The organism is Nesterenkonia sp. AN1, assembly GCF_000582475.1.
GTDB lineage: Bacteria > Actinomycetota > Actinomycetes > Actinomycetales > Micrococcaceae > Nesterenkonia > Nesterenkonia aurantiaca.
Window position 1 is genome coordinate 15,060 of record NZ_JEMO01000001.1, and the last position, 23,759, is coordinate 38,818.

At 68.6% G+C, this 23,759-nt stretch carries 25 protein-coding genes; 12 read left to right on the forward strand and 13 right to left on the reverse strand.

What is annotated here, in order from left to right; translation table 11 throughout:
• Positions 1–56: 56 nt before the first annotated feature.
• A complete protein-coding gene (locus BG28_RS00085) occupies positions 57–755 on the reverse strand; it encodes a uracil-DNA glycosylase (RefSeq protein ID WP_036473077.1) in 699 nt (232 codons plus the stop codon).
• 101 nt (positions 756–856) lie between these two features.
• Between BG28_RS00085 and BG28_RS00090 the strand changes: the two genes are divergently transcribed.
• Both BG28_RS00090 and BG28_RS00095 read left to right on the forward strand, forming a co-directional pair.
• Positions 857–1,090, forward strand: coding sequence for a DUF3263 domain-containing protein (locus BG28_RS00090; protein WP_051500741.1), 234 nt, complete (start codon positions 857–859; stop codon positions 1,088–1,090).
• 56 nt (positions 1,091–1,146) lie between these two features.
• Positions 1,147–1,767, forward strand: coding sequence for a LytR C-terminal domain-containing protein (locus BG28_RS00095; RefSeq protein WP_036473079.1), 621 nt, complete (start codon positions 1,147–1,149; stop codon positions 1,765–1,767).
• Between the two features lie 54 nt (positions 1,768–1,821).
• Here BG28_RS00095 and BG28_RS00100 read toward each other — a convergent pair whose 3' ends face one another.
• Positions 1,822–3,024, reverse strand: coding sequence for an acyl-CoA dehydrogenase family protein (locus tag BG28_RS00100; RefSeq protein ID WP_036473086.1), 1,203 nt, complete (start codon positions 3,022–3,024; stop codon positions 1,822–1,824).
• 145 nt (positions 3,025–3,169) lie between these two features.
• Between BG28_RS00100 and BG28_RS00105 the strand changes: the two genes are divergently transcribed.
• Positions 3,170–4,921, forward strand: coding sequence for an AMP-binding protein (locus BG28_RS00105; RefSeq protein WP_036473088.1), 1,752 nt, complete (start codon positions 3,170–3,172; stop codon positions 4,919–4,921).
• 138 nt (positions 4,922–5,059) lie between these two features.
• Positions 5,060–5,566, forward strand: a complete 507-nt coding sequence (locus BG28_RS00110) for a MarR family winged helix-turn-helix transcriptional regulator (protein ID WP_036473091.1) — start codon at positions 5,060–5,062, stop codon at positions 5,564–5,566.
• Between the two features lie 9 nt (positions 5,567–5,575).
• On the opposite strand, the gene BG28_RS00115 is transcribed toward BG28_RS00110, so the two are convergent.
• The 3 genes from BG28_RS00115 to BG28_RS00125 are packed head-to-tail and all read right to left on the reverse strand — an operon-like array spanning position 5,576 to position 8,818.
• A complete protein-coding gene (locus BG28_RS00115; RefSeq protein WP_036473092.1) occupies positions 5,576–6,352 on the reverse strand; it encodes an enoyl-CoA hydratase-related protein in 777 nt (258 codons plus the stop codon).
• 3 nt (positions 6,353–6,355) lie between these two features.
• The gene (gene mmsB / locus BG28_RS00120; protein WP_051500742.1) at positions 6,356–7,291 is read right to left on the reverse strand and encodes a 3-hydroxyisobutyrate dehydrogenase; all 936 of its coding nucleotides are present in this window, start codon (positions 7,289–7,291) and stop codon (positions 6,356–6,358) included.
• Positions 7,292–7,321: 30 nt separating this feature from the next.
• Positions 7,322–8,818, reverse strand: coding sequence for a CoA-acylating methylmalonate-semialdehyde dehydrogenase (locus tag BG28_RS00125; protein WP_036473093.1), 1,497 nt, complete (start codon positions 8,816–8,818; stop codon positions 7,322–7,324).
• Positions 8,819–9,007: 189 nt separating this feature from the next.
• Between BG28_RS00125 and BG28_RS00130 the strand changes: the two genes are divergently transcribed.
• Positions 9,008–9,781 carry an SDR family NAD(P)-dependent oxidoreductase gene (locus tag BG28_RS00130; protein WP_036473417.1) on the forward strand — a complete coding sequence of 258 codons (774 nt, stop codon included), beginning with the start codon at positions 9,008–9,010 and terminating at the stop codon, positions 9,779–9,781.
• A 61-nt stretch (positions 9,782–9,842) separates the two neighbouring features.
• On the opposite strand, the gene BG28_RS00135 is transcribed toward BG28_RS00130, so the two are convergent.
• The 4 genes from BG28_RS00135 to BG28_RS00145 form a co-directional block, all read right to left on the reverse strand.
• Positions 9,843–11,111, reverse strand: coding sequence for a 4-hydroxybenzoate 3-monooxygenase (locus BG28_RS00135; RefSeq protein ID WP_036473095.1), 1,269 nt, complete (start codon positions 11,109–11,111; stop codon positions 9,843–9,845).
• A gap of 140 nt (positions 11,112–11,251) precedes the next feature.
• Positions 11,252–11,779, reverse strand: a complete 528-nt coding sequence (locus tag BG28_RS00140) for an IclR family transcriptional regulator (RefSeq protein ID WP_161634771.1) — start codon at positions 11,777–11,779, stop codon at positions 11,252–11,254.
• Complete coding sequence (locus tag BG28_RS14665) at positions 11,776–11,994, reverse strand: helix-turn-helix domain-containing protein (RefSeq protein WP_084479270.1); 219 nt, start codon at positions 11,992–11,994, stop codon at positions 11,776–11,778. Before BG28_RS14665 ends, BG28_RS00140 begins: the two co-directional genes overlap by 4 nt.
• Before the next feature lie 50 nt (positions 11,995–12,044).
• Positions 12,045–12,413: a hypothetical protein gene (locus BG28_RS00145; RefSeq protein ID WP_036473097.1), complete on the reverse strand. Its 369-nt coding sequence runs from the start codon at positions 12,411–12,413 to the stop codon at positions 12,045–12,047.
• A gap of 127 nt (positions 12,414–12,540) precedes the next feature.
• Between BG28_RS00145 and BG28_RS00150 the strand changes: the two genes are divergently transcribed.
• The 6 genes from BG28_RS00150 (at position 12,541) to pcaC (ending at position 17,510) form a co-directional block, all read left to right on the forward strand.
• Positions 12,541–13,284: an IclR family transcriptional regulator gene (locus BG28_RS00150; RefSeq protein WP_036473100.1), complete on the forward strand. Its 744-nt coding sequence runs from the start codon at positions 12,541–12,543 to the stop codon at positions 13,282–13,284.
• 107 nt (positions 13,285–13,391) lie between these two features.
• Complete coding sequence (gene pcaH, locus BG28_RS00155) at positions 13,392–14,189, forward strand: protocatechuate 3,4-dioxygenase subunit beta (RefSeq protein ID WP_036473103.1); 798 nt, start codon at positions 13,392–13,394, stop codon at positions 14,187–14,189.
• 2 nt (positions 14,190–14,191) lie between these two features.
• A complete protein-coding gene (gene pcaG, locus BG28_RS00160) occupies positions 14,192–14,773 on the forward strand; it encodes a protocatechuate 3,4-dioxygenase subunit alpha (protein WP_036473106.1) in 582 nt (193 codons plus the stop codon).
• Between the two features lie 23 nt (positions 14,774–14,796).
• Positions 14,797–16,266: a lyase family protein gene (locus BG28_RS00165; RefSeq protein ID WP_084479271.1), complete on the forward strand. Its 1,470-nt coding sequence runs from the start codon at positions 14,797–14,799 to the stop codon at positions 16,264–16,266.
• Positions 16,259–17,134: an alpha/beta fold hydrolase gene (locus BG28_RS00170; RefSeq protein ID WP_084479272.1), complete on the forward strand. Its 876-nt coding sequence runs from the start codon at positions 16,259–16,261 to the stop codon at positions 17,132–17,134. The genes BG28_RS00165 and BG28_RS00170 overlap by 8 nt, the downstream gene beginning before the upstream one ends.
• Entirely contained in the window at positions 17,127–17,510 is a 384-nt protein-coding gene (gene pcaC, locus BG28_RS00175; RefSeq protein ID WP_036473108.1) for a 4-carboxymuconolactone decarboxylase, read from the forward strand. The genes BG28_RS00170 and pcaC overlap by 8 nt, the downstream gene beginning before the upstream one ends.
• Positions 17,511–17,529: 19 nt before the next feature.
• Here the strand turns inward: pcaC and BG28_RS00180 are convergent, their stop codons facing one another.
• Positions 17,530–18,732 (reverse strand): peptidoglycan bridge formation glycyltransferase FemA/FemB family protein, encoded by a 1,203-nt coding sequence (locus BG28_RS00180; protein WP_051500743.1) that lies wholly within the window; start codon positions 18,730–18,732, stop codon positions 17,530–17,532.
• A 351-nt stretch (positions 18,733–19,083) separates the two neighbouring features.
• On the opposite strand from BG28_RS00180, the gene groL reads away from it, so the two are divergent.
• Positions 19,084–20,721, forward strand: coding sequence for a chaperonin GroEL (groL, locus tag BG28_RS00185; protein WP_036473112.1), 1,638 nt, complete (start codon positions 19,084–19,086; stop codon positions 20,719–20,721).
• 182 nt (positions 20,722–20,903) lie between these two features.
• Here the strand turns inward: groL and BG28_RS00190 are convergent, their stop codons facing one another.
• From BG28_RS00190 to BG28_RS00200, 3 genes are all read right to left on the reverse strand, one after another.
• Complete coding sequence (locus BG28_RS00190) at positions 20,904–21,194, reverse strand: WXG100 family type VII secretion target (RefSeq protein WP_036473115.1); 291 nt, start codon at positions 21,192–21,194, stop codon at positions 20,904–20,906.
• 204 nt (positions 21,195–21,398) lie between these two features.
• On the reverse strand, positions 21,399–22,961 hold the full coding sequence (locus BG28_RS00195; protein WP_051500744.1) for a HAMP domain-containing sensor histidine kinase: 1,563 nt from the start codon (positions 22,959–22,961) through the stop codon (positions 21,399–21,401).
• 61 nt (positions 22,962–23,022) lie between these two features.
• Positions 23,023–23,751, reverse strand: a complete 729-nt coding sequence (locus BG28_RS00200) for a response regulator transcription factor (protein WP_036473118.1) — start codon at positions 23,749–23,751, stop codon at positions 23,023–23,025.
• Between the last annotated feature and the right edge of the window lie 8 nt (positions 23,752–23,759).

Below are 23,759 nucleotides of genomic sequence, written 5' to 3' on the forward strand. Positions count from 1 at the left end.
GCAGACCCCGGCCTGCGCGGCCCTGCCACCCGGCGGCCTGCGCGGCGGGGAGCCGATCAGGCCGCCGGGTCCAGTCGCCAGTCCACCGGTTCTGCGCCGAGTCGGCGCAGCGCCTCGTTCGCCTGCGAGAACGGTTGCGAGCCGAAGAACCCTCGCCGGGCGGAGAGCGGTGAGGGGTGCGGGCTGGTGATCACCGCCGTGTGCGCCCCGCGATCCAGCAGCGGGGCCAGCTTGCGGGCGTCGGCGCCCCAGAGGATCGAGACCAGCGCGGTGCCGCGCCCCACCAGAGCCTCCAGCGCCGCCTCGGTGATCGGCTCCCAGCCGATGCCGCGATGCGAGGCCGGTGCGCCCGCGCTGACCGTGAGCACCCGGTTGAGCATCAGCACCCCCTGCCGCGCCCAGGCCGTGAGATCCCCATGGGGGCTGCGTGGGATTCCCAGGTCCGACTCGAGCTCGGTGAAGATGTTGCCCAGGCTGCGGGGCAGCGGACGGACCTCGGGGTCCACCGCGAAGGACATGCCGATGGCGTGGCCCGGGGTCGGGTAGGGGTCTTGGCCCAGGATCAGCACCTTCACCGCGTCGAAGGGCTGCCGGAACCCGCGCAGCACCAGCTCCGGGGCCGGAAGCACCTGCTCCCCGGCCTCGCGGCGGCGGGTCAGCTCCTCGCGGACGGTCTCGAAGTGCGCGGACTGCCCAGCCAGGGCGCGCTGCCACCCTGCTTCCAGGGGGGCGATCAGTTCAGTCTCAGATGTCATCGCCTCCACGATAGGGCGCTCAGCCGGTTCAAGACACCGTCGGGTCCGTGCGCGTCGATATTCCGGCAATGCGCGCCGCCCAGCCGTAGGATGACGGTGAGATGATCACTGAACAGGAGAAGAAGATGCTCGACCTGGAGCGCCAGTGGTGGAAATACGCCGGCGCGAAGGACGAGGCCATCACCGAGACGCTCCAGATGTCAGCCGTGGCCTACTACCAGGCGCTGAATCGGCTGATCGACACGGAGGCGGCGCTGGTCCACGACCCGATGCTGGTCAAGCGTCTGCGCCGGCAGCGCGACGCCCGGCATCGCGCCCGTGCGACCCGCCGCTGAACGCCGTCGAGCATCGCAGCACCGAGCATCGCTCCCGCACCTTGAGGACAGGACCTATGAGCCAGCACCCGCACGACGAGTTCGACGACGTCCCGCCGTATCAGACGGGGGAGGCCGGCAAGCACCGGGCTCCAGGCGCAGCCGGAGCGGGCGGGACCGGTGGCAGCGGTCTGCGCTGGATCGGACTTCTGGCGGTGTTCGTGCTTCTGGTCGGGGCCTTCGCCTACTTCATCGTGCCGAGGTTCTCGGACTCGGATGTGGACACCACCGCCGAGGACCAGGACGCGGTGACCGAATCCGAAGACCAGGCCGAGGGCGAGGCCGAGGGCGAGGATGTTGCCGAGGGTGACGCAGACTCGGAGGAGGAGCCGGCAGCCCCGCAGCCGGCCAGCGACACCGAGACCCCGGTCCAGGTGGCCAACTACCAGGGCGTCGAGGGCGGCGAGGCGTCGATGAGCGCGGAGCTCGAGGAGCTGGACTACAACGTGGTCTGGAACGGCGACTGGAACTTCGAGGAGCGCGCCGAGACCCCCGCCGTGGTCTACCCCGAGGACTCCGGAGAGGCCGAGCAGGCGATCGCCGCGGAGCTCGCCGAGAGCTTCGGGGTCGAGAACGTCGAATCCCACGACCAGGCCAGCTTCGTCACCCTGATCATCGGCGACGAATACGAGGGCTGAGCGCCCCGGGGCGGTCCGGCAGGCGATGGATCGCTGAGACGGGCGTGCCCCGTCTCAGGTCCTGCGGTGCGGTGCGAAGGCGGAGACCCCGGTGAGTTCACGTCCGGCGATCAGCAGGTTGATGCTGTGGGAGCCTTCATAGGTGTAGATCGCCTCGATGTCGCCCGCGATCTTGGCCGCCTCGTGGTCACTGAGGATCCCGTTTCCGCCGAAGATCTCCCGCGCCGCGGAAGCAGACTCTCGTGCCAGCCGGGTCAGCGTGGCCTTGCCCAGCGAGGCATGCATCATGCTCAGCCCGCGGTCGGTCTGCAACCGGGTGAGCTCTGCCATGAACGAGGTCGAGACCGCCAGGTTTCCTGCCACCTGACCCAGGGCGGCCTGAATGAGCTGGAACGAAGCCAGCGGCACGCCGAACTGGTCGCGCTGCAGCGCATAGTCCCGCGCGATGTCCAGCAGGGCCTGCTGGGCCCCGACCGCCTGCCAGCCCACCCAGGCTCGTGAGCTGCGCAGCCCGTTGTTCGCAGCGGCGAACGAGGTCGCCCCCGGCAGCAGCGCATCCTGCGGCACGATGACATCGAGTTCGATGTCTGCGTTGGGCATGATGCGCAGACCGGTCTTGTGTTCGATCTTCTGGGCCCGGTACCCCGCACTCGACGTGGGCACCAGGAAGCCCTTGACCTGCCGGTCCGCGGTGTCCCGAGCCCAGACCAGAGCGACGTCGGCCGCCGTGCCCATGCCGATCCAACGCTTGGATCCCTGGATGCGCCACTGCCCGCCGCGCAGGGTCGCCGAGGTGGCCAGTCCGCCGGCCACGTCCGAGCCGTGGTCGGGCTCGGTGAGGCAGAAGGCGCCGAAGGACCGCAGCTCGCGCAGCGCCGGAAGCCATTCCTCGCGCTGACGCTGCGAGCCCAGGGCGTGGATCATGCCGAGGATGAGCTCATTGTGGATGCCGATGACCGCAGAGATCGAGACGTCGGCGCGGGCCAGTGAGGCGTGGGCAAGCCCTCGGAGCAGCGGCGAGGAGCCGTCGAGGTGCAGTTCGCCCAGCCCGATGCTGCCCAGTCCGGCAAGCATCTCGAGCGGAAGGCGACCCTCGTTCCAGGGTTCGAGAGACTGGCGTCGAATGTTGCGCTGCGCGTACTCGTCGATCACGCTCAGCCGGTCCCGCTCTGCCGGGCTCAGGTGGCGGGCCAGCTGCATCAGGTCCGGGTCTTCAGAGATGAGGTCTGCGGCGCCCTTGGCTTCCTGCATGGTCATCGAGGTCTCCTTGTCGTGCGGCGGATCCGGTCTGGGAGGTCCGAGGCATATCTCACTGCATGTACAACTGCATCTTTACCGACTATATGACTTCCAAGTATATTCTAGAGTGACCGGCATCACGTACACCTCGAGGAGGACCACCATGACAGTCACCGAAGAGTTCCGTGCGGCGCGGGACCAGCTCGTGGGTGCTCAGCAGGACTGGGAGCGCGCTCGACGGGATTTCGTCTGGCCCCGGTTCACCCACTTCAACTTCGGCTTCGACTGGTTCGATCAGGTGGCAAGGAGCCCCGAGCGATCGGGGCAGGATGCGCTGGTGATCTTGGAAGAAGACGGATCACGGCTCACCCGCAGCTTCGCGCAGCTGAGTGAGGACTCCAACCGGGTGGCCAACTGGCTGACCGGTATCGGGGTGCGACGAGGAGACCGGATCCTGCTGATCCTGGGGAATCAGGTCGAGCTGTGGGAGACGATGCTCGCCGCGATCAAGCTCGGCGCCGTGCTGATCCCCACCACGACCCAGATGGGTCCGCATGACCTGCAGGACCGGGTCAGCCGGGCCGAAGCGAGCTGGGTCGTAGGGGACTCCGAGACGCTGCGCAAGTTCACCGAGGTCCAGGGTGACTACGCGCTCCTGCACGTGCCCGGCGTGTACGCCGATCGGCAGCAGGCGCAGCGGCCGGAGGTTCCGGGGCGCACCGTGCATTCCTATCAGGAGGCCTACGCGGCCTCACCCGAGCTCGAGCAGCTCGTGCCGACCGCCGCCGATGAGACGATGCTGCTGTACTTCACCTCCGGCACGACGTCCAGGCCGAAGCTGGTCGAGCACACGCATACCTCCTACCCGGTGGGGCACCTCTCCACGCTGTACTGGATCGGGCTGGAACCCGGGGACGTCCATCTCAACGTCTCCTCACCGGGCTGGGCCAAGCACGCATGGTCGAACTTCTTCGCACCGTGGATCGCGGAGGCCACCATCTTCCTGTACAACTTCAGCAGGTTCGATCCTGCCGCCCTGATGCGGTCCATGGAGTCCGCCGGCGTGACCAGCTTCTGTGCGCCTCCCACGGTCTGGCGGATGCTGATCAAGGCGGATCTGGCGCAGCTGAGTCGGCCACCGCGGGTCACGGTCTCAGCCGGAGAGCCGCTGAACCCCGAGGTCATCGAGCAGGTGCAGCGGGCGTGGGGGCGCACGATCCGCGATGGCTTCGGCCAGACCGAGTCCTCGCTGCAGATCGCCAACACTCCGGGTCGCCGGGTGAAGTTCGGCGCCATGGGCGTCCCACTGCCGGGATTCGACGTCGCCCTGATCGATCCGGTCTCGGGAGCTGAAGCGGATGAGGGAGAGATCTGCCTCGCCCTGGACCCACGGCCGGTCGGTCTGATGAAGGGATACTACGGCGACGAGGCGAAGAACGCGGAGGTCTTCCGAGGCGGGTACTACCACACCGGTGATATCGCCTCCCGGGACAGCAACGGGGTGATCACCTACGTGGGGCGCGCCGATGACGTCTTCAAGTCCAGCGACTATAAGGTCTCACCGTTCGAGCTGGAGTCGGTGCTCATCGAACACCCGGCCGTGGTGGAGGCCGCGATCGTGCCGGCACCGGATGAGCTGAGGCTGGCGGTGCCCAAGGCGTATGTGACGCTGGCCTCCGGGTGGGAGCCGAACGAGGCCACTGCGGCGGAGATCCTGCAGTTCGCGCTGACCAGACTTGCGCCCTATCAGCGGATCCGACGCATCGAGTTCTCTGAACTTCCCAAGACGATCTCGGGCAAGATCCGGCGAGTGCAGCTGCGCCAGACCGAGGAGCAGCGCGCCGAGGCCGGGGCGGCACGGGAGGGATTCGGGGTGGAATACCGCGAGGCCGATCTGGGACTGAAGCGTCCATGAGGTGGCCTGCTGGGCGGGGCACCGGGGTCATGGTGCGGTCCGCAGGCTTGTAGCACGTCCGACCGTTGGTGATTCCCGGATAAACTCCGGTGCATCCAGAGAATGCTCGGACCGAGCACGAAAGAGGAGACGCCCTTCATGCACCCCCCGCTTGCGAAGGACCCGATCGCCGAGATCCAGAAGAACTGGGAGCTCCAGGGATGGACGGCTGCGGCCGCTCCGGCGGCGGCGGTGACCGCCATCATGCGGACCCAGCAGATCCTCCTGGGGCGAGCGCGGGACATCCTGAAACCGTTCAAGCTGACCTTCGCCCGCTACGAGGTGCTCGCACTGCTGGGGTTCTCCCGCGAGGAGCGGCTGCCGATGAACAAGGCGAGCCAGTTGCTGCAGGTCCATCCGACGTCGATCACCAATGCCGTGGACCGGTTGGAGTCCGCGGGTCTGGTGCGCCGGGAGCCGCACGACTCCGACCGACGCGCCATGCTCCTGGTCCTCACCCCGGAGGGCAAGCAGGTGGCCGAGCAGGCGACCAGGGCGCTCAATGAGCAGCTCTTCGAGCACACCGGGTTCGAGGCGCAGGAGATCGATCAGTTGAACACCATCCTGGCGAACTTCCGCCAGCGAGCAGGCGACTTCCCCTCCTGAGCCGCTGGGTCAGCGATGCCGCCACTGCGGTTCCCGCTTCTCGCGGAACGCGCGCATGCCTTCGGACTGGTCCTCCAGGGAGAACATCGCATGGAACATCCGCCGCTCGAGCGTCAGGCCCTGATGCAGCGTGGAGTCGAAGGCTGCACCCACGGCCTCCTTCGCCATCTGCGCGGCAGGCTTGGACTTCGAGGCGATCAGCTCCGCGACCTTCGTGGCCTGCGCGAGCGTGTCTTCATCGGCCACGACTCGGGAGACCAGACCGATGCGCTCGGCCTCCTCGGCATGGATGCGCCGGCCGGTGAGAATCATATCCATCGCCTTGGCCTTGCCCACCGATCGGGTGAGTCGCTGTGAGGCGCCCATCCCGGGGATCACCCCCAGGTTGATCTCGGGCTGACCGAATCTCGCGCCCTCCCCGGCCACGATGACATCGGCCATCATCGCCAGCTCACACCCCCCGCCCAGCGCGTAGCCGTTCACCGCGGCCACGATCGGGGTGCGCAGCCGGGTCAGGTCGTCCCAGCGGCGGAACCAGTCCGCCGCATACATCCCCTGATGGTCCTGCTCCGCCATCTCTGTGATGTCGGCGCCGGCCGCGAACGCCTTGTCCGAGCCGGTGATCAGGATCGCTCCGATCTCGGGGCTGGCGTCGAGCTCGGTGGCGGCGCGGACCACCTCCTCCATCATCGTGGTGTTCAGAGCGTTCAGGGATTCCGGCCGGTTCAGCGTGATCTTGCCGACCCGCGCGTCGGTGGAGACCAGGATCGTGGAATATTCGGTCATGCCTCAGGCTCCTGGGTGGTGGGAGTTGTCTCGGATGGTCTCGATGATGCCGGAGAAGTCCTGCCGCGCCCCGGGGCCCTGGGCGAACTCGGAGAAGATGGCCGCGGCGAGTCGTCCCAGCTGCGCGTCGACGCCTTGGTCCTGAAGCGCGTTGGTCGCGAGGGTGAGATCCTTGGCCATCAGGGCGCCGGCGAAGCCCGGCGTGAAGTCCCGGTTCGCCGGGGAGCTCGGCACCGGCCCGGGGACCGGGCAGTTGGTGGTCAGCGCCCAGCACTGGCCCGATGCGTTGGAGACCACATCGTAGAGCGCCTGGTGGTCCAGCCCCAGCCGCTCGCCCAGGACGAAGGCCTCCGCCACGGCGATCTGGCTGACGCCCAGGATCATGTTGTTGCAGAGCTTCGCCGCCTGGCCCAGGCCGCTGCCGCCGCAGTGGACCACTCGACCGCCCATGATCTCCAGCAGCGGGCGGATCTCTTCGAAGACCTCCGGCCGGCCCCCGGCCATGAAGGCCAGGCTTCCGGCCTCCGCGCCCACCACACCCCCGGAGACCGGCGCGTCGGCGGCCCGGAATCCGGCGCGCTCAGCCAGCTCCGCGGCCTGCTGCGCCTCGGAGATGTTGATCGTGGAGCAGTCCAAGAAGATCGTCCCCGGCCGGGCCGCGGAGAGCAGACCAGGGGAGTCCTGGTAGGCCGAGAGCACGTGCTGCCCGGAGGGGAGCATCGTGAGCACCACGTCCGAGGTCGCCACGGCCTCGAGGGGGTCGGTGACGGTCTCGATGCCTTTGGAGCGGGCGATCGCCACGGCTTCGGCGCTGAGGTCGAAGCCGGAGACCGCCACGCCCGCCTGGACCAGATTCGCCGCCATCGGGCCGCCCATGTTCCCGAGTCCGATGAACGCCACGCTGGGGTGCGCTGGGGTTCCGCTGGTGGTGCCGCCCATGGAAATGCCTCCTGGGTCGATTGCCATGGCTCAGCTCCCCTCAGGCATGGTGAAGCTGGCGCCCTCTTTGGTGCCCGAGGGCCACCGCGTGCTGACCGTCTTGGTCTTGGTGTAGAACTTCAGCCCATCCTCGCCGTGCTGATTCAGGTCACCGAACCCGGAGGCCTTCCAGCCGCCGAAGGTGTAGTAGGCGATGGGCACCGGGATCGGCACGTTCACCCCGACCATCCCCACCTCCACCCGGGAGGTGAAGTCTCGGGCGGTGTCGCCGTCGCGGGTGAAGATCGCCACCCCATTGCCGAACTGGTGCTCCGTGGGCAGCCGGAGGGCCTCCTCGTAGTCGCGAGCCCGGGCGATGCACAGCACCGGACCGAAGATCTCCTCCTGATAGATGCGCATCGCTGGCGTAACGTGGTCGAAGAGCGTGGCGCCGATCCAGTACCCGTCCGGGTGGCCCTCGACGACGACGCCGCGCCCGTCCACCACCAGCTCGGCACCCTGCTCGACGCCGAGCCCGATATAGCTCTCGATCCGCTGTTTCGCGTCCGCGCCGACGACCGGTCCGAAGTCGCTGGAGGGGTCCAGCGAGGGCCCGACGACGAGCTTCTCGATGCGCTCCAGGAGCTTGGCGCGCAGCGCCTCAGCCGTGGCCTCCCCGACAGGTACCGCGACGGAGATGGCCATGCATCGCTCACCGGCGGAGCCGTAGCCGGCACCGATCAACGCGTCGGCGGCCTGATCAAGGTCGGCGTCGGGCATGATCACCATGTGGTTCTTCGCGCCGCCGAAGCACTGGGCGCGCTTTCCCTGCGCGGCGGCCGCGGTATAGATCGACTGGGCGATCGGGCTGGACCCGACGAATCCGATCGCCTTCACCCGGGGGTCCTCGATGAGCGCGTCCACCGATTCCTTGTCCCCGTTGATCACGTTCAGCGTGCCCGGCGGCATGCCGGCCTCCAACGCCAGCTCAGCCAGGCGCAGCGGCACCGAGGGGTTGCGCTCTGAGGGCTTCAGCACGAAGGTGTTGCCCGCCGCCAGAGCGGTACCGGCCTTCCAGAGCGGAATCATGGCGGGGAAGTTGAACGGGGTGATCCCGGCGACGACCCCGAGGGGCTGACGCAGACTGTGGACGTCCATGCCGGTGCCCGCATCGTGGGAGAACTCGCCCTTGAGCAGATGGGGTGCTCCGGCGCCGAACTCCACGACCTCCACGCCGCGCTGGATGTCGCCCTTGGCGTCCTCGAAGGTCTTTCCGTGTTCGTCCGAGAGCGTCTCGGCAAGCTCATCACGGTGGGCGCTGATCAGCTCCACCCATTTGAGCAGGATGCGGCCGCGCCGCTGGGGGTTCATCGCCGACCACTCGCCGAAGGCGGCCTGGGCCGAGTCGATGGCCTGGGAGACCTCCGCGGCGCTTGCCAGGGGCACGTGGGAGGTGACCTCGCCGCGGACCGGGTTGAAGACCTCGCGGCTGCGCCCCGAGGTGCCGGCCACGTGTCTGCCATGGATAAAGTGGGTCAGATCCGTCATGGAGGTGCTCCTTCGCGTCGGGATCAGCCTCGGGGCTGCCTGCCCAGGTGCTGATCGACCTGGTGGCGCATGTGATTCAGCTCTCACCGTGTTAGCCTAAGCTCAACTTATTGGATGTGCAACTATCGCTCGTGCGACCGGTATCTGGGCCGGTGCGGCTGGAGCAACTCGAGGAAGAGGGAGATGGGAATGGAGCTGTCTGGAGCCAGTGCAGTCGTCAGCGGAGGCGCCTCGGGCCTTGGCCATGCCACCGCCCAGGCCCTGATCGCCGCCGGCGCACACGTGGTCGTCGTGGACCTGCCCGACGCCGGGTCCAGCACGGCGCGTGCGGATGCGGTGGCCTCGCTCGGCGAGCGCGCCAGCTTCTGGCCCGGAGACATCACCGATCCCACCACCTCCCGCCAGGCTGTGGCGGCGGCGGTGGAACAGGGGCCGCTGCGGATCGCGGTGAGCTGCGCCGGGGTGGCCACCCCGGGCAAGCTGCTCGGCCGGGACGGCCCGCTGTCTCAGTCGCAGTTCATGGGGGTCCTGGCCATCAACGTCGGGGGCACGGTGAACCTGATGAGCCAGGCGGCCGCCGCGATGCAGGACAACGAGCCCTCGGCCGGTGAGCGCGGGGTGCTGATCAACACCGCCTCGGTGGCGGCCTTCGAGGGCCAGATCGGACAGATCGCCTACGCGGCCTCCAAGGGCGCCGTGGCCTCGCTGACGCTTCCCGCGGCCCGGGAGCTCTCCCGCCACGCGATCCGGGTGATGACCATCGCGCCAGGTCTCTTCGAGACCCCGATGATGGCGGGTCTTCCCGAGGAGGCCAAGGAGTCGCTGCGTGCCAAGACGCTGCATCCGGCTCGACTCGGTGCGCCCGAGGACTATGCCCGGCTGGTCATGCAGATCGTGGCCAACCCGATGCTCAACGGCGAGACCATCCGGCTCGACGGCGCGATCCGGCTGGAGCCGAGATAGCCCAGGCGCTCGCGGTCCGGACAGGCCTCGAGCCGCCCGAATGCGCCCGCCCTTCGGAGGCTCAGTCGCTCCATCCGGTGTAGGAGTCCGCGAAGTAGGCCTGCCCGTGCACCGAGCCGGTGATCGCGTCGAACTCGCCGCGGCGTCGTCGGTGGGTGAAAGGGTTCTCCTCGGGGTGGCGGTGCAGCAGGTTCGTCGCCCAGTAGGAGAAGTTCTGCGCCTTCCAGACCCGGTCCAGCGCGGTGCGCGAGTAGCGGCGCAGCGCCGCCGGGGTCTCGATGACTGAGACGGATTCGCCGGACCCAGGCGCGCCGGACCCGGGCGCGCCGGACCCGGTCTCCGCCCGGCCGGCGCGCAGCTCGGCGATGAACTCCTCCACACACGGAACCAGCGCCCGCACATCAGCGAAGGCCAGATTCAGTCCCTTCGCCCCGGTCGGCGGCACCGTGTGGCCGGCATCCCCGGCCAGCGCCAGTCGACCATGGCTGAGCGGGTCACAGACATAGGACCGGAAGGGCAGCACGGTCTTCTCGATGATCGGTCCGCGCTTGAGCTGGACCCCGCCCTCATGGCCCAGCACCGCCTGGATGTGGTCGAAGATCGCGTCCTCGGACCAGCTCTGCGGATCGGTGTCCGGGTCGCACTGGAAGTACATCCGCTGGACCGTCTCATTGCGCTGGGAGATCAGCGCGAAGCCGAGTTCGGAGTTCGCGTAGATCAGCTCCGGGGCGGTCGGCGGGGCCTCGCACAGGATCCCGAACCAGGCAAAGGGGTAGGAGATGAAGTGATCGGTGCGGACCTGCTCGGGGATCAGCTTCCGACACATGGAGCGGGACCCATCGGTGCCGACGATCAGATCGGCCTCGATGCCGCGCTCCTGGCCCGCCGCATCGGTGAAGCTGATCCGCGGAGCCGCAGTCTCCACGTCATGGACCTGGGTGTCGGTGACGGCCCAGTGGATCTCCCCGCCCTCGCGCTCCCAGGCGTTGGCCAGGTCGAAGAAGACCTCGTTCTGCGGGTAGAGCCAGACCGAGCGTCCGACCAGGGCCTGGAAGTCGATGCGGTGCGCTTCGCCGTCGAAGCTGAGCACCGTGCCTTCATGCTCATGGCCCGCCGTCAGCACGCGGGACCCGACCTCGGCGTCCACCAGCATATTCACCGTGGCGGCCTCGAGGATCCCCGCACGCTGGGTGTGGTGGATCGTGTCCTTCGTGCGGGTCTCGATCACCGCGGCCGAGATGCCCCGACGCTTCAGCAGCAGCGCGGTCATCAGCCCCGCCGGGCCGCCGCCCACGATGCCGACGTCGACTCGAGTTCTATGTTCGGTCATGGGTCTCCCTCTCGATGGGCCGCCGCGGTCCAGGCGTCTTCCGGTCCCGACGGTTCGGCCCGATGCAGACCAGTCTGCTCAGCCGATGTGCTCGGCGCCACAGGAATCCCATTGAATGCGATGAGTGAAGGGATCCTGGGTCATGTCCTGCCGCTGATCTCACGCTGGATGCCCCGCGCGGCGATCTGCAGCATCTGCACCCAGGGTGCGGGGCGGCGGGCGACGTCGTCGTCATCGGTGACCACGCCCAGGGCGGCCACCACCGAGCGGCCGCGCTGCCGGATCGGCACCGCGACTCCGGTGACCTCCCGCTCGATCACCCCGGTCTGCGCGCAGTAGCCCTGCTGGCGCACCTGCTCCAGCCGGTCCTCGGAGATGATCTGCGAAGGCGCGGCCTCCTGATGGTGGGTGCGGTAGAAGGTGCGGAACTCGGGCGAGGCATGGGCCAGCAGCACCAGGCCGGTGGCGGAGACATGCAGCGGCAGCCGGCCAGCCACCCCGCCGTGGATGCGCGGGGCCTCCCGGGCCGAGAGCCGATCCACGAAGAGCACCTCATGGCCTTCGATCACGCCGAGCTGCACATGCTGGCCCATCACGGTGTGCACATCGGAGAGATAGGGCCGAGCGCGCACGGCGAGCTTCATGGTCGGCGCCGAGCGGTTGGTCATCTCCCAGAGCCGGGTGCCGACCATGTATCGGCCGGCAGCGACTCCAGCCAGCCCAGCTCGGCCATGTCGCGGCAGAGCCGGTGCGCGGTCGCCGGCGGCAGGCCGGTGCGCCGGGCGATCTCCGCAGCGCTGAGCAGGCTGTCGGCCGCCGAGAAGGTCGAAAGCACCCGGTCCAGCCGGGCCAGGACCGAATCACCGGTGGGGGAGTTCGCCATGGATCACATGCTAGCTTCCACGTCCGGGCTCGACCCCGGTGCGGTCCCGCTCAATCCCGGACCGCGAGCGCCTCGGCGCGCAGCTCGCTCGCCGTGCGCTGGTGCAGCGAGATCCGCAGCACGACGACGGCGGCCAGCGCGACGATGAGCCCGGCAGCGGTGTAGCGCAGCCGCGGCGCGTAGGTCATCGGGGCGATCGTGTAGATGCCCGAGATGCAGCCATTGATGATCATGCCCAGCAGCACCCCGGCGACCAGCGCCGCCGGCAGCCAGGCGGTGGCGTTGATGAAGACGATGAACATCACCCCGGAGCCCACGGCGAAGACCGCCTGGACTCGACGCACGTCCCAGCGGGAGGCGAACACGCCGTAGAGGACCGCGCCGATGGTGCCGCCGATCATCAGCATGATCCCGCCCATGATGCCCTCGTCGGGTTGGACGCCAGCCCCTCGTGACCCAGGGCACAATCCCAGCCTGAAGTTGGCCCCTGGTGGCTCATTGAATGAGATCAGCCTTGCCCTTCCGGGTCGCGGCTAGGCTTGGGCCATGGCAAACTCGCCCAGCGGTGATGCGGTCCTGGATCGCGCGATGCGCATCCTCGCAGCACTCGAGACCCGGCCCAGCCTTCCTGCCGGGGAGCTCATCGACGCGGCCGGGCTGCCCCGGACCACCGGATATCGACTGCTGCGCACCATGCGCGCCCACGGACTGCTCGCCACCGCGGCCTCCGGGGAGCTGGTCCTGGGCCAGCGGCTCTGGGAGATCGCGCAGCGCGCCCCGATCAGCCGGACGCTGCGCACCTCGGCGCTCCCCTTCATGCATGACGTCAACGCGGTGGTCCGGCAGACCACCCAGCTCGCGGTGCTCGATGAGCACGGGGTGCTGATCGTGGAGCGGATCTCGCGCCACGGGGCGGTGGTCAACCCGGCGGAGGTCGCCACGACCATGCCGGCCCACCTGACCTCGATGGGGCACGTGCTGCTCGCTCATTCTCCGGCCCATGTGGTGGATCACTGGTGGGCTCCGAGGCAGCAGCTGATCGCCGAGTCCCGTCCGCAGCTGCGCCGGGAGCTCGCCGAGGCGCGGACCCGTGGCCATGCCCAGCTGAGCGGGATGATCAACGCCGAGACCACCGGGGTCTCGGTGCCGGTGCTGGGTGCCGATGGCCACGCGGTGGCCGCGCTGACCGTGGTGGTGCCGCGCGGCTCCCGCGAGATCCCGCAGTTCCTGATGGCGCTGCAGACCGCCGGGCGCGGAATCAGCCGCGCCCTGGACGGGCTGAGCCATTGAATGGCAATCGTGTGGCGGGTCGAGTCGTCCAGCCCGCAGACTGAACGAGAACCACGTCACACCTCGGCGATGTCCGCCGCGGATCCCCCTCGAGGAGCGAGAGCCCCATGGCCGAGAAGAACACCGACCCGGACGCCGCCGTCCTGTCTCAGGCGGAGATCGACGCGGAGATCGCCGCCATCCACGCGGAGTATCGAGCTCAGCGCGACGCCGGCGGTCCGGTGGAGACCAATGCCCGGCTCAACTTCGCCCCCTACCGCAGCTCGCTGCTGCGGCACCCCACGAAGTCCCTGCACCACGCGGACCCCGAGGACATCGAGCTGCACAGCCCCGCCTTCGGCCACCGCGACGTCTCCGCGCTGGAGTCCGATCTGACGATCCAGCACAACGGCGAGCCCATCGGGGAACGGATCATCGTGACCGGCCGGGTCCTCGACGGCGAGGGCCGCGCCGTCGCCGGCCAGCTCGTGGAGATGTGGCAGGCCAACGCCGCAGGACGCTACATGCACAAGCGTGACCAGCACCCCGCTCCGCTGGATCCCAACTTCACCGGGGTGGGACGCACCCTGACCGGGCCCAACGGCGAGTACAGCTTCACCACCATCAAACCGGCACCTTATCCGTGGAAGAACCACAACAACGCCTGGCGCTCGGCGCACATCCACTTCTCGCTCTTCGGCACCGACTTCACCCAGCGGATCGTGACCCAGATGTACTTCCCCGGGGACCCGATCTTTGCTCTGGACCCCATCTACCAGTCCATCACCGACCAGGCGGCCCGCGATCGCCTGGTCGCGACCTATGACCACTCGGTCTCCCAGCATGAATGGAACACCGGTTACCGTTGGGACATCGTCCTCTCCGGAAGCAACCGCACCTGGGCCGAGCAGGAGGAGGAGCACTGATCATGAAACTCACCCCGACCCCCGGCCAGACCGTGGGCCCCTTCTTCGGCTACGCCCTGCCCTACCCCGGCGGCGAGGCTCTGGTGGACCGCTCGCACCCGGGTGCCGTGCGGCTGCACGGCACGGTCTACGACGGCGACGGCGGGCCCGTGCCCGATGCGCTGCTGGAGATCTGGCAGCCGGATGAGCTCGGAGCAATCTCCCAGCAGCCAGGATCCCTGCACCGCGACGGCTACACCTTCACCGGGTGGGGCCGCGCCGCCGTCGACGGCGTGGGTCACTACAGCTTCACCACGCTGGAACCCGGCAGCACCGGTTCCGAGGTCGCGCCCTACGTCCTGGTCACCATCTTCGCCCGCGGACTCATGGACCGCCTCTTCACCCGGGCCTACCTGCCCGCCGACCCGGCCACGCTGGAGCGGGACCCGCTGCTGAGCTCGGTGCCCGCGGAGCGCCGGCACACGATGCTGGCCACCCGCGAGCCCGACGGCAGCCTGCGCTTCGACATCCATTTCCAGGGCGAGGATGAGACCGTGTTCCTGACCTATCCCAACACCCCGCAATTCACCGGCCCCGTGGATTGACCGACAGGAGCGAACCCCCCGCCATGACTGGACCCTATGGAATCCTCAGCCCGGTCTGGGCCGGCACCCCGACGGCGCGGCTGATGTCCGAGGAGTCCATCCTGCGGGCCATGCTGCGCGTGGAGGCCGCCTGGGCCCAGGCGCTCGCCGATGCTGGTGAGGCGCAGGCGGAGAGCGCCGCCGCCATCGCGGCGATCAGCCAGGACCCGGAGCGGGCCGGGATCAACGTCGAAGACATCGCGTCCCAGAGCCCCGGCGGCGGGAACCCGGTGATCCCGATGCTGGGTGCCGTGCGCGGTGCGCTGGCAGCGACCGGTGACTCCGACGCCGCGCTGCACCGGGGAGCCACCAGCCAGGACATCCTCGACACCGCCCTGATGCTGCTGTGCCGGGAGGCCGCAGCGGTGCTTCTGACCGATGCGCGCCGGGCGGGCGCAGCGCTGAGCCGGCTCAGCCAGGACCATCGCGGCACGCTCTGCGTGGCCCGCTCGCTGACCCAGCACGCGCTGCCGACCAGCTTCGGGCTGCGCTGCGCCGGCTGGCTCGACGGGCTGACCCATTCGATTCGACGACTGGAGCTCGCGGCGGCGGCGCTGCCGCTGCAGTGGGGCGGCGCCGTCGGCACACAGGCCGCACAGAGCGACGCGCTCGGCGCACAGCAGACCGCCGCGCTGAGCACCGATCTCGCCGCCCGCCTGGGGCTGTGCCCGATGCCGCGCCCCTGGCACACCCAGCGCCAGGTGATCCTTGACCTCGGCTCGGCCCTCGCCGGCCTGCTCGCCGCGCTGGGGAAGCTTGCTGGAGACGTGCTCACCCTGCAGCGCCCCGAGATCGCTGAGCTGCGGGAGCCGGCAGCGCCCGGCCGGGGAGGATCTTCTGCGATGCCGCAGAAGCAGAACCCGGTGCTCTCGACCCTGATCCGTTCCGCCTCCCTGGCCGGTCCCGCCCAGCTGAGCACGCTCTACCTCGCGGCCGCGGCGGCGGAGGATGAACGCCCAGCGGGGTCCTGGCACGCCGAATGGCCGAGCCTGATCGAGCTGACCCGGCTCAGCGGCGGCGCCGCCGCCCGGGCCGCCGAGCTGTTCGAAGGTCTCGTGGTGCGCCCCGATGCTATGGCGGCGAATCTGCGGCTCAGCGGCGACGCCGTGCTCAGCGAGCGTGTGATGGCCCGGCTGGGCGGCTCCTTCCCCGGCGGCAGGCCGGCGCTGCAGGATCTGGTGCGACGCAGCGCCGTCGAAGCTGTGCCGCTGCGAGGTCTGCTGCAGGAGAGCCTCGGTACCGCGATCACCGCGGCGGAGCTCGATCAGCTGCTCGACCCGCACCAGTACCTGGGCCGGGCGCAGGAGTTCATCGATGCCGCAGTCAGCGACTTCCATCGGCACGACGGTACTCAGCACGACACCACCCACCCGGACACCGCTCACCCCGACACCACTCACCCCGACACCACCCGGACCGCCGCGCCGTCGGAAGGACCCATCGATCATGCCTGAGCCCACCCTGCCTGAGCCCACCCTGCCTGAGCCCCCCGAGCCTGAGCCCACCGAGCCCGGGTCCGCCCTGAGGCTCGTCCCGCAGCTGCTCTGCGGGTCGGTGGAGGACCTGCGCAGCGGAACCCGCCCGGTCCTGGTGCTGGGGCCCTCCCTGGGGACCAGCGTCGCGGTCCTGTGGGAGGGCGCCCTGGAGCATCTGCAGCAGAGCTTCACCGTCATCGGCTGGGACCTGCCGGGGCACGGGGCCGCCGCGCCCTACACCGCGCCCTTCGAGATCGCCGACCTCGCCGACGCGGTGGAGGAGCTTCTCGCGCAGCTCACGAAGACCCACGGGATGCCGGAGGATCTCCCGGTCTACGCCGCCGGGGTCTCGATCGCGGGCACCGTCAGCCTGACCCTGGCGCTGCGCCCGCAGACCCGGTTCACCCGGCTGGTCGCGCTGTGCACGGCCGCGAAGATCGGTGACCCGCAGATGTGGAGCGAGCGCGCCGAACTGGTCGCCCAGGCGGGGACGCCCACCATGGTCGAAGGATCGGCCCAGCGCTGGTTCGCCCCGGGGTTCATGGCCCGTCAGCCTGCCGTGGTCACCGGGCTGCTGCGCTCGCTGCAGCACACCGATCGACACTCCTATGCCCAGGCCTGCCGGGCACTGGGGCGCTATGACCTGACTGCCGAGCTTGCCGGCGTCGTCCGACCGCTTCTGGTGATCAGCGGGGCGCAGGACCCGGTGTGCCCACCCTCGGCGGTCCAGGACCTCGCCGCCGCCCCACATACAAGGACCGCAGTGCTGGACGGCGTCGCTCACCAGGCGCCGGCCGAAGCCCCTGAGGCCACCGCACGACTGCTCAAGGAGTTCCTCAATGACTGATCCCAGCTACCAGGAGGGCATGAAGGTGCGCCGTGAGGTGCTCTCCGATGCCCATGTGGACCGCGCCGAGGCGAAGAAGGACAGCTTCACCGAGGACTTCCAGGAACTGATCACCAACTACGCCTGGGGATCGATCTGGACCCGTCCCGGTCTGGACCGGCCCACACGCTCGGTGATCACGCTCACCGCGCTGATCGCCGGCGGCTACTGGGAAGAGCTGGAGATGCACATCCGCGCGGCGCTGCGCAACGGGCTCACCGAGGACCAGATCAAAGAGGTCTTCCTGCAGTGCGCGATCTACTGCTCGGTCCCCGCCGCGAACACCGCATTCAGCATCGGCCGTCGGGTTCTGGAGGAAGAGCGCAGCGGCGCCTGAATGAGCTGACGGGACCGGCTCAGCGCCGCGACATGTACAGGTTGAACGCCTTGGCCAGCAGCGGATTGACCGGGTAGTCCCATTCGCCGAGGGTCTGGACCACATCGGCGCCCATGGTCGTCTTGAACCGGGTCAGCCCGGCCAGCGGGTACTCCGGGTCCAATGAGGGGCTGAGTCCGCCGAGGTCATACCACCGGCAGCCTGCGGCGAGCGAGTCTTCGATCTGGCGCAGCTGCAGCGCGCGGGGCGCATAGCGCTTGCGCTCCTCGGAGGATGACGCGCCATAGACGTACCAGGCGAACTGGCCCTGCCGGACATAGATGGCCGCAGCCAGGAGCTGATCCTGGAAATGCGCCAGGTAGAGCGTGCATTCGCTCAGCGGTGAGGCGTTGAGCTCGCGGTACATGTCTTGGAAGTAGGAGAGCGGCCGGCCGGTGAAGTCATCACGGTCGGCGGTCTCGGAGTAGAGCGCGTGCCAGGCGGCGAGGTCGGACTCGCCGCCGACGCTCACCTCGAGCTCGGAGCGGGTGGACTTCTTGGTCTGGCGGCGCGAGGACTGATCCATCCGGGCCAGCACGTCCTCGATGGGCAAGACGGCGCCGGCGTCGTCGGTGAGCGGGATGCGGGCCTGGAACTGCGGCTGTCCGGCCTCGAAGTCGGTGCTCGGCGCGGGTGCCTTGAAGCCCAGCGCGCGCAGCTCTCGCTGCCACTTCTCGGCCTGAGCGGCACCGGCCGGATCAATCTCGAGCGGGTCAAGCTCCTCGATGCTGGTGTTCTCCCCGGCGGCCAGGGCGCGACGGACCTCCTTGGCCTCCCAGCGACGCAGCACCGAGGGCAGGCCCATGCGGATCAGGAAGGCTCCGGAGGTCTTCAGGTAGGCGATCAGCGGCGGGAGCAGCAGCTCAAGGTCGACGACGACCGGGTCCATGACCGGGCCCTCAGCGAGATAGGCGAGCCGCTTGTTCCCGAGCAGCGGCACAGCGGCGGGGACCGGGAGTCGACGGAAGAGCACCAGCGTCGCGGCCACCGGCGCGGAGTCCGGCCCGGCGTCGGCGTCGAAGACTCCGAGGCTCTGGGCCTGCCACTCCTGCTTCACCGCGGGCCAGCGCGGGTTCTGCAGGAACGACGCGGTCTGATGATCAGCGAGGAAGCGGGTGTGCTCCTCGGGGCTGATCGGGCGGACCTGGTACACGGCGGCGACGCCTGAATCTCTATGCTCCATCACGCCTCAAGGGTACCGTCTGGTTCCTGCGCCGCTGGGAGATCAGGTTCAGGCCCGGTTGTGCTCCGTCACCCATACGCGGCGCCGCTGCGCAAGGGCGGCGGCACAATCTGCCCTCGGCGCAGAGGTTTGCACTCGGTAGGGGAGAGTGCTAAAAATTGGTTTAGCACTCTCGTGTCGAGACTGCTAGAGGAACCTGAGCAGGTGAGGCCATACAGAAGTTCCCGGTGACGCGGGAACGGCCGTCCGTCGCGGGCACCTGGAATGGTTCGACCCAGCAGACGCGAACACGTCTGAAAGTCACACACCACGGCTTGAGATCAGCCGAGTCCAGGAAGGACACGCGCCACTATGGCAAAGACTATTGCATTCGATGAAGAGGCACGCCGCGGCCTCGAGCGCGGACTGAACGTCCTCGCCGATGCCGTCAAGGTCACCTTGGGTCCCCGCGGCCGCAACGTCGTGCTGGAGAAGTCCTGGGGTGCCCCCACGATCACCAACGACGGCGTCTCCATCGCCAAAGAGATCACGCTTGAGGACCCCTACGAGAAGATCGGCGCTGAGCTGGTCAAGGAGGTCGCCAAGAAGACCGACGACGTCGCTGGCGACGGCACCACCACCGCCACCGTCCTCGCACAGGCCCTGGTCAAAGAAGGCCTGCGCAACGTCGCCGCCGGCGCCGATCCGATGGCGCTCAAGCGCGGCATCGACATCGCCGTGGAGTCGGTCACCGCGGAGCTGTTCAAGTCCGCCAAGGAGATCGAGACCACGGAGCAGATCGCTGCCACCGCCTCCATCTCCGCCGGTGACCCGCAGATCGGCGCACTGATCGCTCAGGCGCTGGACAAGGTCGGCAAGGAAGGCGTCATCACCGTCGAGGAGTCCAACACCTTCGGTCTGGAGCTCGAGCTCACCGAGGGCATGCGCTTCGACAAGGGCTACCTCTCCGGCTACTTCGTCACCGACGCCGAGCGCCAGGAAGCAGTCCTGGAAGATCCCTACATCCTGATCGCGAACTCCAAGATCTCCTCGGTCAAGGACGTCATCGGCGTCCTGGAGCAGGTCATGCAGTCGGGCAAGCCGCTGCTGGTCATCGCAGAGGACGTCGAGGGTGAGGCCCTGGCCGCACTGGTGGTCAACAAGCTCAAGGGCACCTTCAAGTCCGTGGCCGTCAAGGCCCCCGGCTTCGGTGACCGCCGCAAGGCCATGCTCGCCGACATCGCCATCCTCACCGGTGGCCAGGTCATCGCCGAAGAGGTCGGCCTGAAGCTGGAGAACACCACTCTGGAGCTGCTCGGCACCGCCCGCAAGGTCGTGGTGACCAAGGACGAGACCACCATCGTCGAAGGTGCCGGCGAGGCCGACGAGATCGCCGGCCGCGTGTCCCAGATCAAGGCCGAGATCGAGAACTCCGACTCGGACTACGATCGCGAGAAGCTTCAGGAGCGTCTGGCCAAGCTCGCCGGAGGCGTGGCAGTCATCAAGGCCGGCGCCGCCACCGAGGTCGAGCTCAAGGAGCGCAAGCACCGCATCGAAGATGCCGTGCGCAACGCCAAGGCCGCTGTGGATGAGGGAATCGTCGCCGGCGGCGGCGTGGCCCTGATCCAGGCCGGCGCCCGCGCCTTCGCGACCCTGCAGCTCAGCGGAGACGAGGCCACCGGCGCGAACATCGTGAAGTTCGCCGTGGAGGCCCCGCTGAAGCAGATCGCCATCAACGCCGGCATGGAGGCCGGAGTGGTGGCCGAGAAGGTCCGCGGACTCCCCGATGGCCATGGCCTCAACGCCGCCACCGGTGTCTACGAGAACCTGCTCGAAGCAGGCGTCAACGATCCGGTGAAGGTGACCCGCTCTGCACTGCAGAACGCCGCCTCCATCGCCTCGCTGTTCCTCACCACCGAGGCCGTCGTCGCCGACAAGCCGGAGAAGCACTCCGCCGGCGCCGGCGCCGAGGGCATGGACCCGATGGGCGGCATGGGCGGCATGATGTGATCAGCTGACCCGCTGATTCCTCGCGCCCCGCCGCTAGGGGAGAACCCCGTCGCAGACTGGTCTGCGGCGGGGTTCTCTGTTCAGCGGAGCCTCCATCATGGACGCTCGCGCTGGACGCTTGCGATGGGCACGGCGAGGTCGTGGACGCAGGCTCCGTGGACGCAGGCTCAGTGGAGGCAGACTCAGTGCCCGAACATCCGGGTGTTCGCCGACTCGGTCTCCTCATACTGGGTGGAGGCTGCCGCCATCGCCTGACGCACGCTGGCCAGCGACTGCTCCACCTGGGCCTGAGTGCCCCGCCATTGGGTCAGCACATCCTGGAACGCAGTGGAGGCTGCGCCCTTCCAGGACTCCTGGAGCTGGCGCAGCTGAGATTCCATCGAACTGACATCGGTCTGGATGCGGCCCAATGTGGCTTCCACGGTCTGGCTCTTGGCCAGCAGCTCCGCGGTGTCGATCTGAAGTATCGCCATGGTTCTCTCCTCGGGTGACCGGCACCGTCGGTGCAGATCGGGTGCGGGCGGGGCCCGGTGCCCTGCCCTGGTCCGAGCCACCGTACCCAGGGCCGCGGCGGCGCAGCGCCGCCGGAGAGAAGCTGTGGAACGCCCGAGCCCTTCCCGGGTGCCCGGCCGAACTGGGGAAGACCTCGGGGGTGCTCTCGGTGCCGGCTCCGAGGCTCACTCGGGGGTGTGATGCTCCCGAGCCGCCGCGCGCAGCTGGTCCAGCTCGTCTTCGTCGATGTCGGTCTCATGATCGCTCTGATCATCGAGGGCCACCATGGGCAGCCGCAGCGTCATGGTGGCTCCGCCGCCCTCGGTGCTGCTGTGGCGCACGGTGCCCTGGTGCTGCGCGGCGATGGCGGCGCAGATGGCCAGTCCAAGGCCGGTGCCACCGGTCTCGCGCTGCCGGGAGTTGTCCGCCCGGTAGAACCGCTCGAAGATCTTCGCGGCGTCCTCGGCAGCGATCCCTTCGCCGTGGTCGCGGACCTCCAACACGGCGTCGGTCTCACCGTCGGCACCCTCCTGGGTGCCCACCGCGATCTCCAGCGGAGTCCCCTGCGGCGTGTAGCGCAGCGCATTGGTCACCAGGTTCATCACGATCTGGCGGATCTTGCCCTCGTCGCCCACAGCAGGGGCCGCTGCCGGGGAGCCGCCGTCGAGGCCGACGACCCGGGTCTCGCGATCGGGGGCGTTGACGGCCAGATCCATGATCGAGTCGTGGGCGATCAGGTTCAGGTCCAGCGGTGCCTTCTGCAGCGGCCGCTGCTCATCCAGGCGGGCAAGGGTCAGCATGTCCTCGACCAGCTGGCCCATCCGTTTGGCCTCGGACTCGATCCGGCCCATGGCCATGCCCACGGCCTCAGGGTTGTCGCTGACCCCGCCCTGGCGGTAGAGCTCGGAGAATCCACGGATGGTCACCAGCGGGGTGCGCAGCTCGTGGGAGGCATCCTGGATGAACCGACGCATATTCTCCTCCGAGGTGCTCTTGGCCTGGAAGGCGGTCTCGATCTGCTCCAGCATGACGTTGAGCGAGCGCGAGAGCCGGCCGATCTCGGTCTCCGGTGGAGCGGTGGTCTCGACGCGCTTGGAGAAGTCGCCGGCGGCGATCTCTGCGGCGGTCTTCTCCACGTGGAAGAGTGAGCGGAAGGCCCGGGTGACCAGTGCGTAGGCGATGGTGGAGGCGCCCAGGGTGGCCATCAGCCCGATGGTGGCCACCAGGAACGTCGCACGTTCCACCGAGGTCTCCACCTGTTCCAGCGGCAGGGCGACCGCCAGGCTGTCCTCTCCGTTCTCCAGCGGCATCACGTGCACGCGCCAGCCGCGGGAACCCTCCTGGGTGCCGGCCACATCGAGGACCTCGCCGTCCTGCCAGAGCTCGAAGACCTCGTCGAAGGTCATGCTGGGGATCTGTGGGATGTCGCCGCCGGAGCCGGCCGGTTGGGTGGAGGTGGCCTGCAGCAGCTCCCCCTCTGAGTCCATCAGGATCCCGTAGAAGCGCAGGATGGACTGGGTTTCACCGATCTCGGGGGCGCTGCGCCGGGTGAGGAACATCGAGACGTTGTTCGCGTTGGAGTAGATGTCCTCGTCGAGGTTGCGCAGCAGCTCCTGGCGGAACAGCGAGGCGGAGACGAAGGTGGTCACGAACAGGGTCAGCACCAGCAGTCCGGACATGATCAGCACCAGCTGGGTCCGCAGTGAAGCCTTGCGCCAGGTCTGGGTCACGGAGCTGAACGGGCGCATACCCAGACCTTACGTGCCGCAGGGGGTCAGGGTGGACACCCGCACAGCGTCACTCAGTCTGTTACAGGCCCTGCGAGCGCTGGCGGCGCTCCCAGGTCTGGAGCACATAGCCGACCCCGCGCTTGGTCTGGATCATCGGGGCGCCCTCGGAGCCGGACTCGATCTTCCGGCGCAGGTAGGAGATGTAGGACTCCACGATGGAGGCGTCGCCGTTGAAGTTGTACTCCCAGACGTGATCGAGGATCTGCTGCTTGGAGAGCACTCGATTGGGGTTCATCATCAGGTAGCGCAGCAGCTTGAACTCGGTGGGGGAGAGCTCCACCATCTCGCCTCCGCGGCGGACCTCGTGGGCGTCGTCGTCGAGCTCGAGGTTGTCCACCACGATCACGGCGTCCTCGTCCTCGAACGGCGCGGTGCGGCGCAGCACGGCCCGGATCCTCGCGACGACCTCATCGAGCGAGAAGGGTTTCGTGACGTAGTCGTCGCCGCCCACGGTGAGGCCGGTGATCTTGTCATCGGTGTCATCGCGTGCGGTGAGGAAGAGCACAGGGAAGTGCTTGCCGGCGGCGCGCAGCCGTCGGGTGACGGTGAAGCCGTCCATATCGGGCAGCATCACGTCCAGGACCGCAAGGTCGGGCTGGAAGGTCTCTGCGGTCTCCAGCGCCTCACGACCGTTTCCGGCCGCGGCGACCTCGAATCCGGCGAACCGCAGCGAGGTGGCCAGCAGTTCTCGGATATTGGGCTCGTCATCGACGACGAGGAGCTTGGCTTCAGGAGTCTTATCAGTCACCTGGTCAG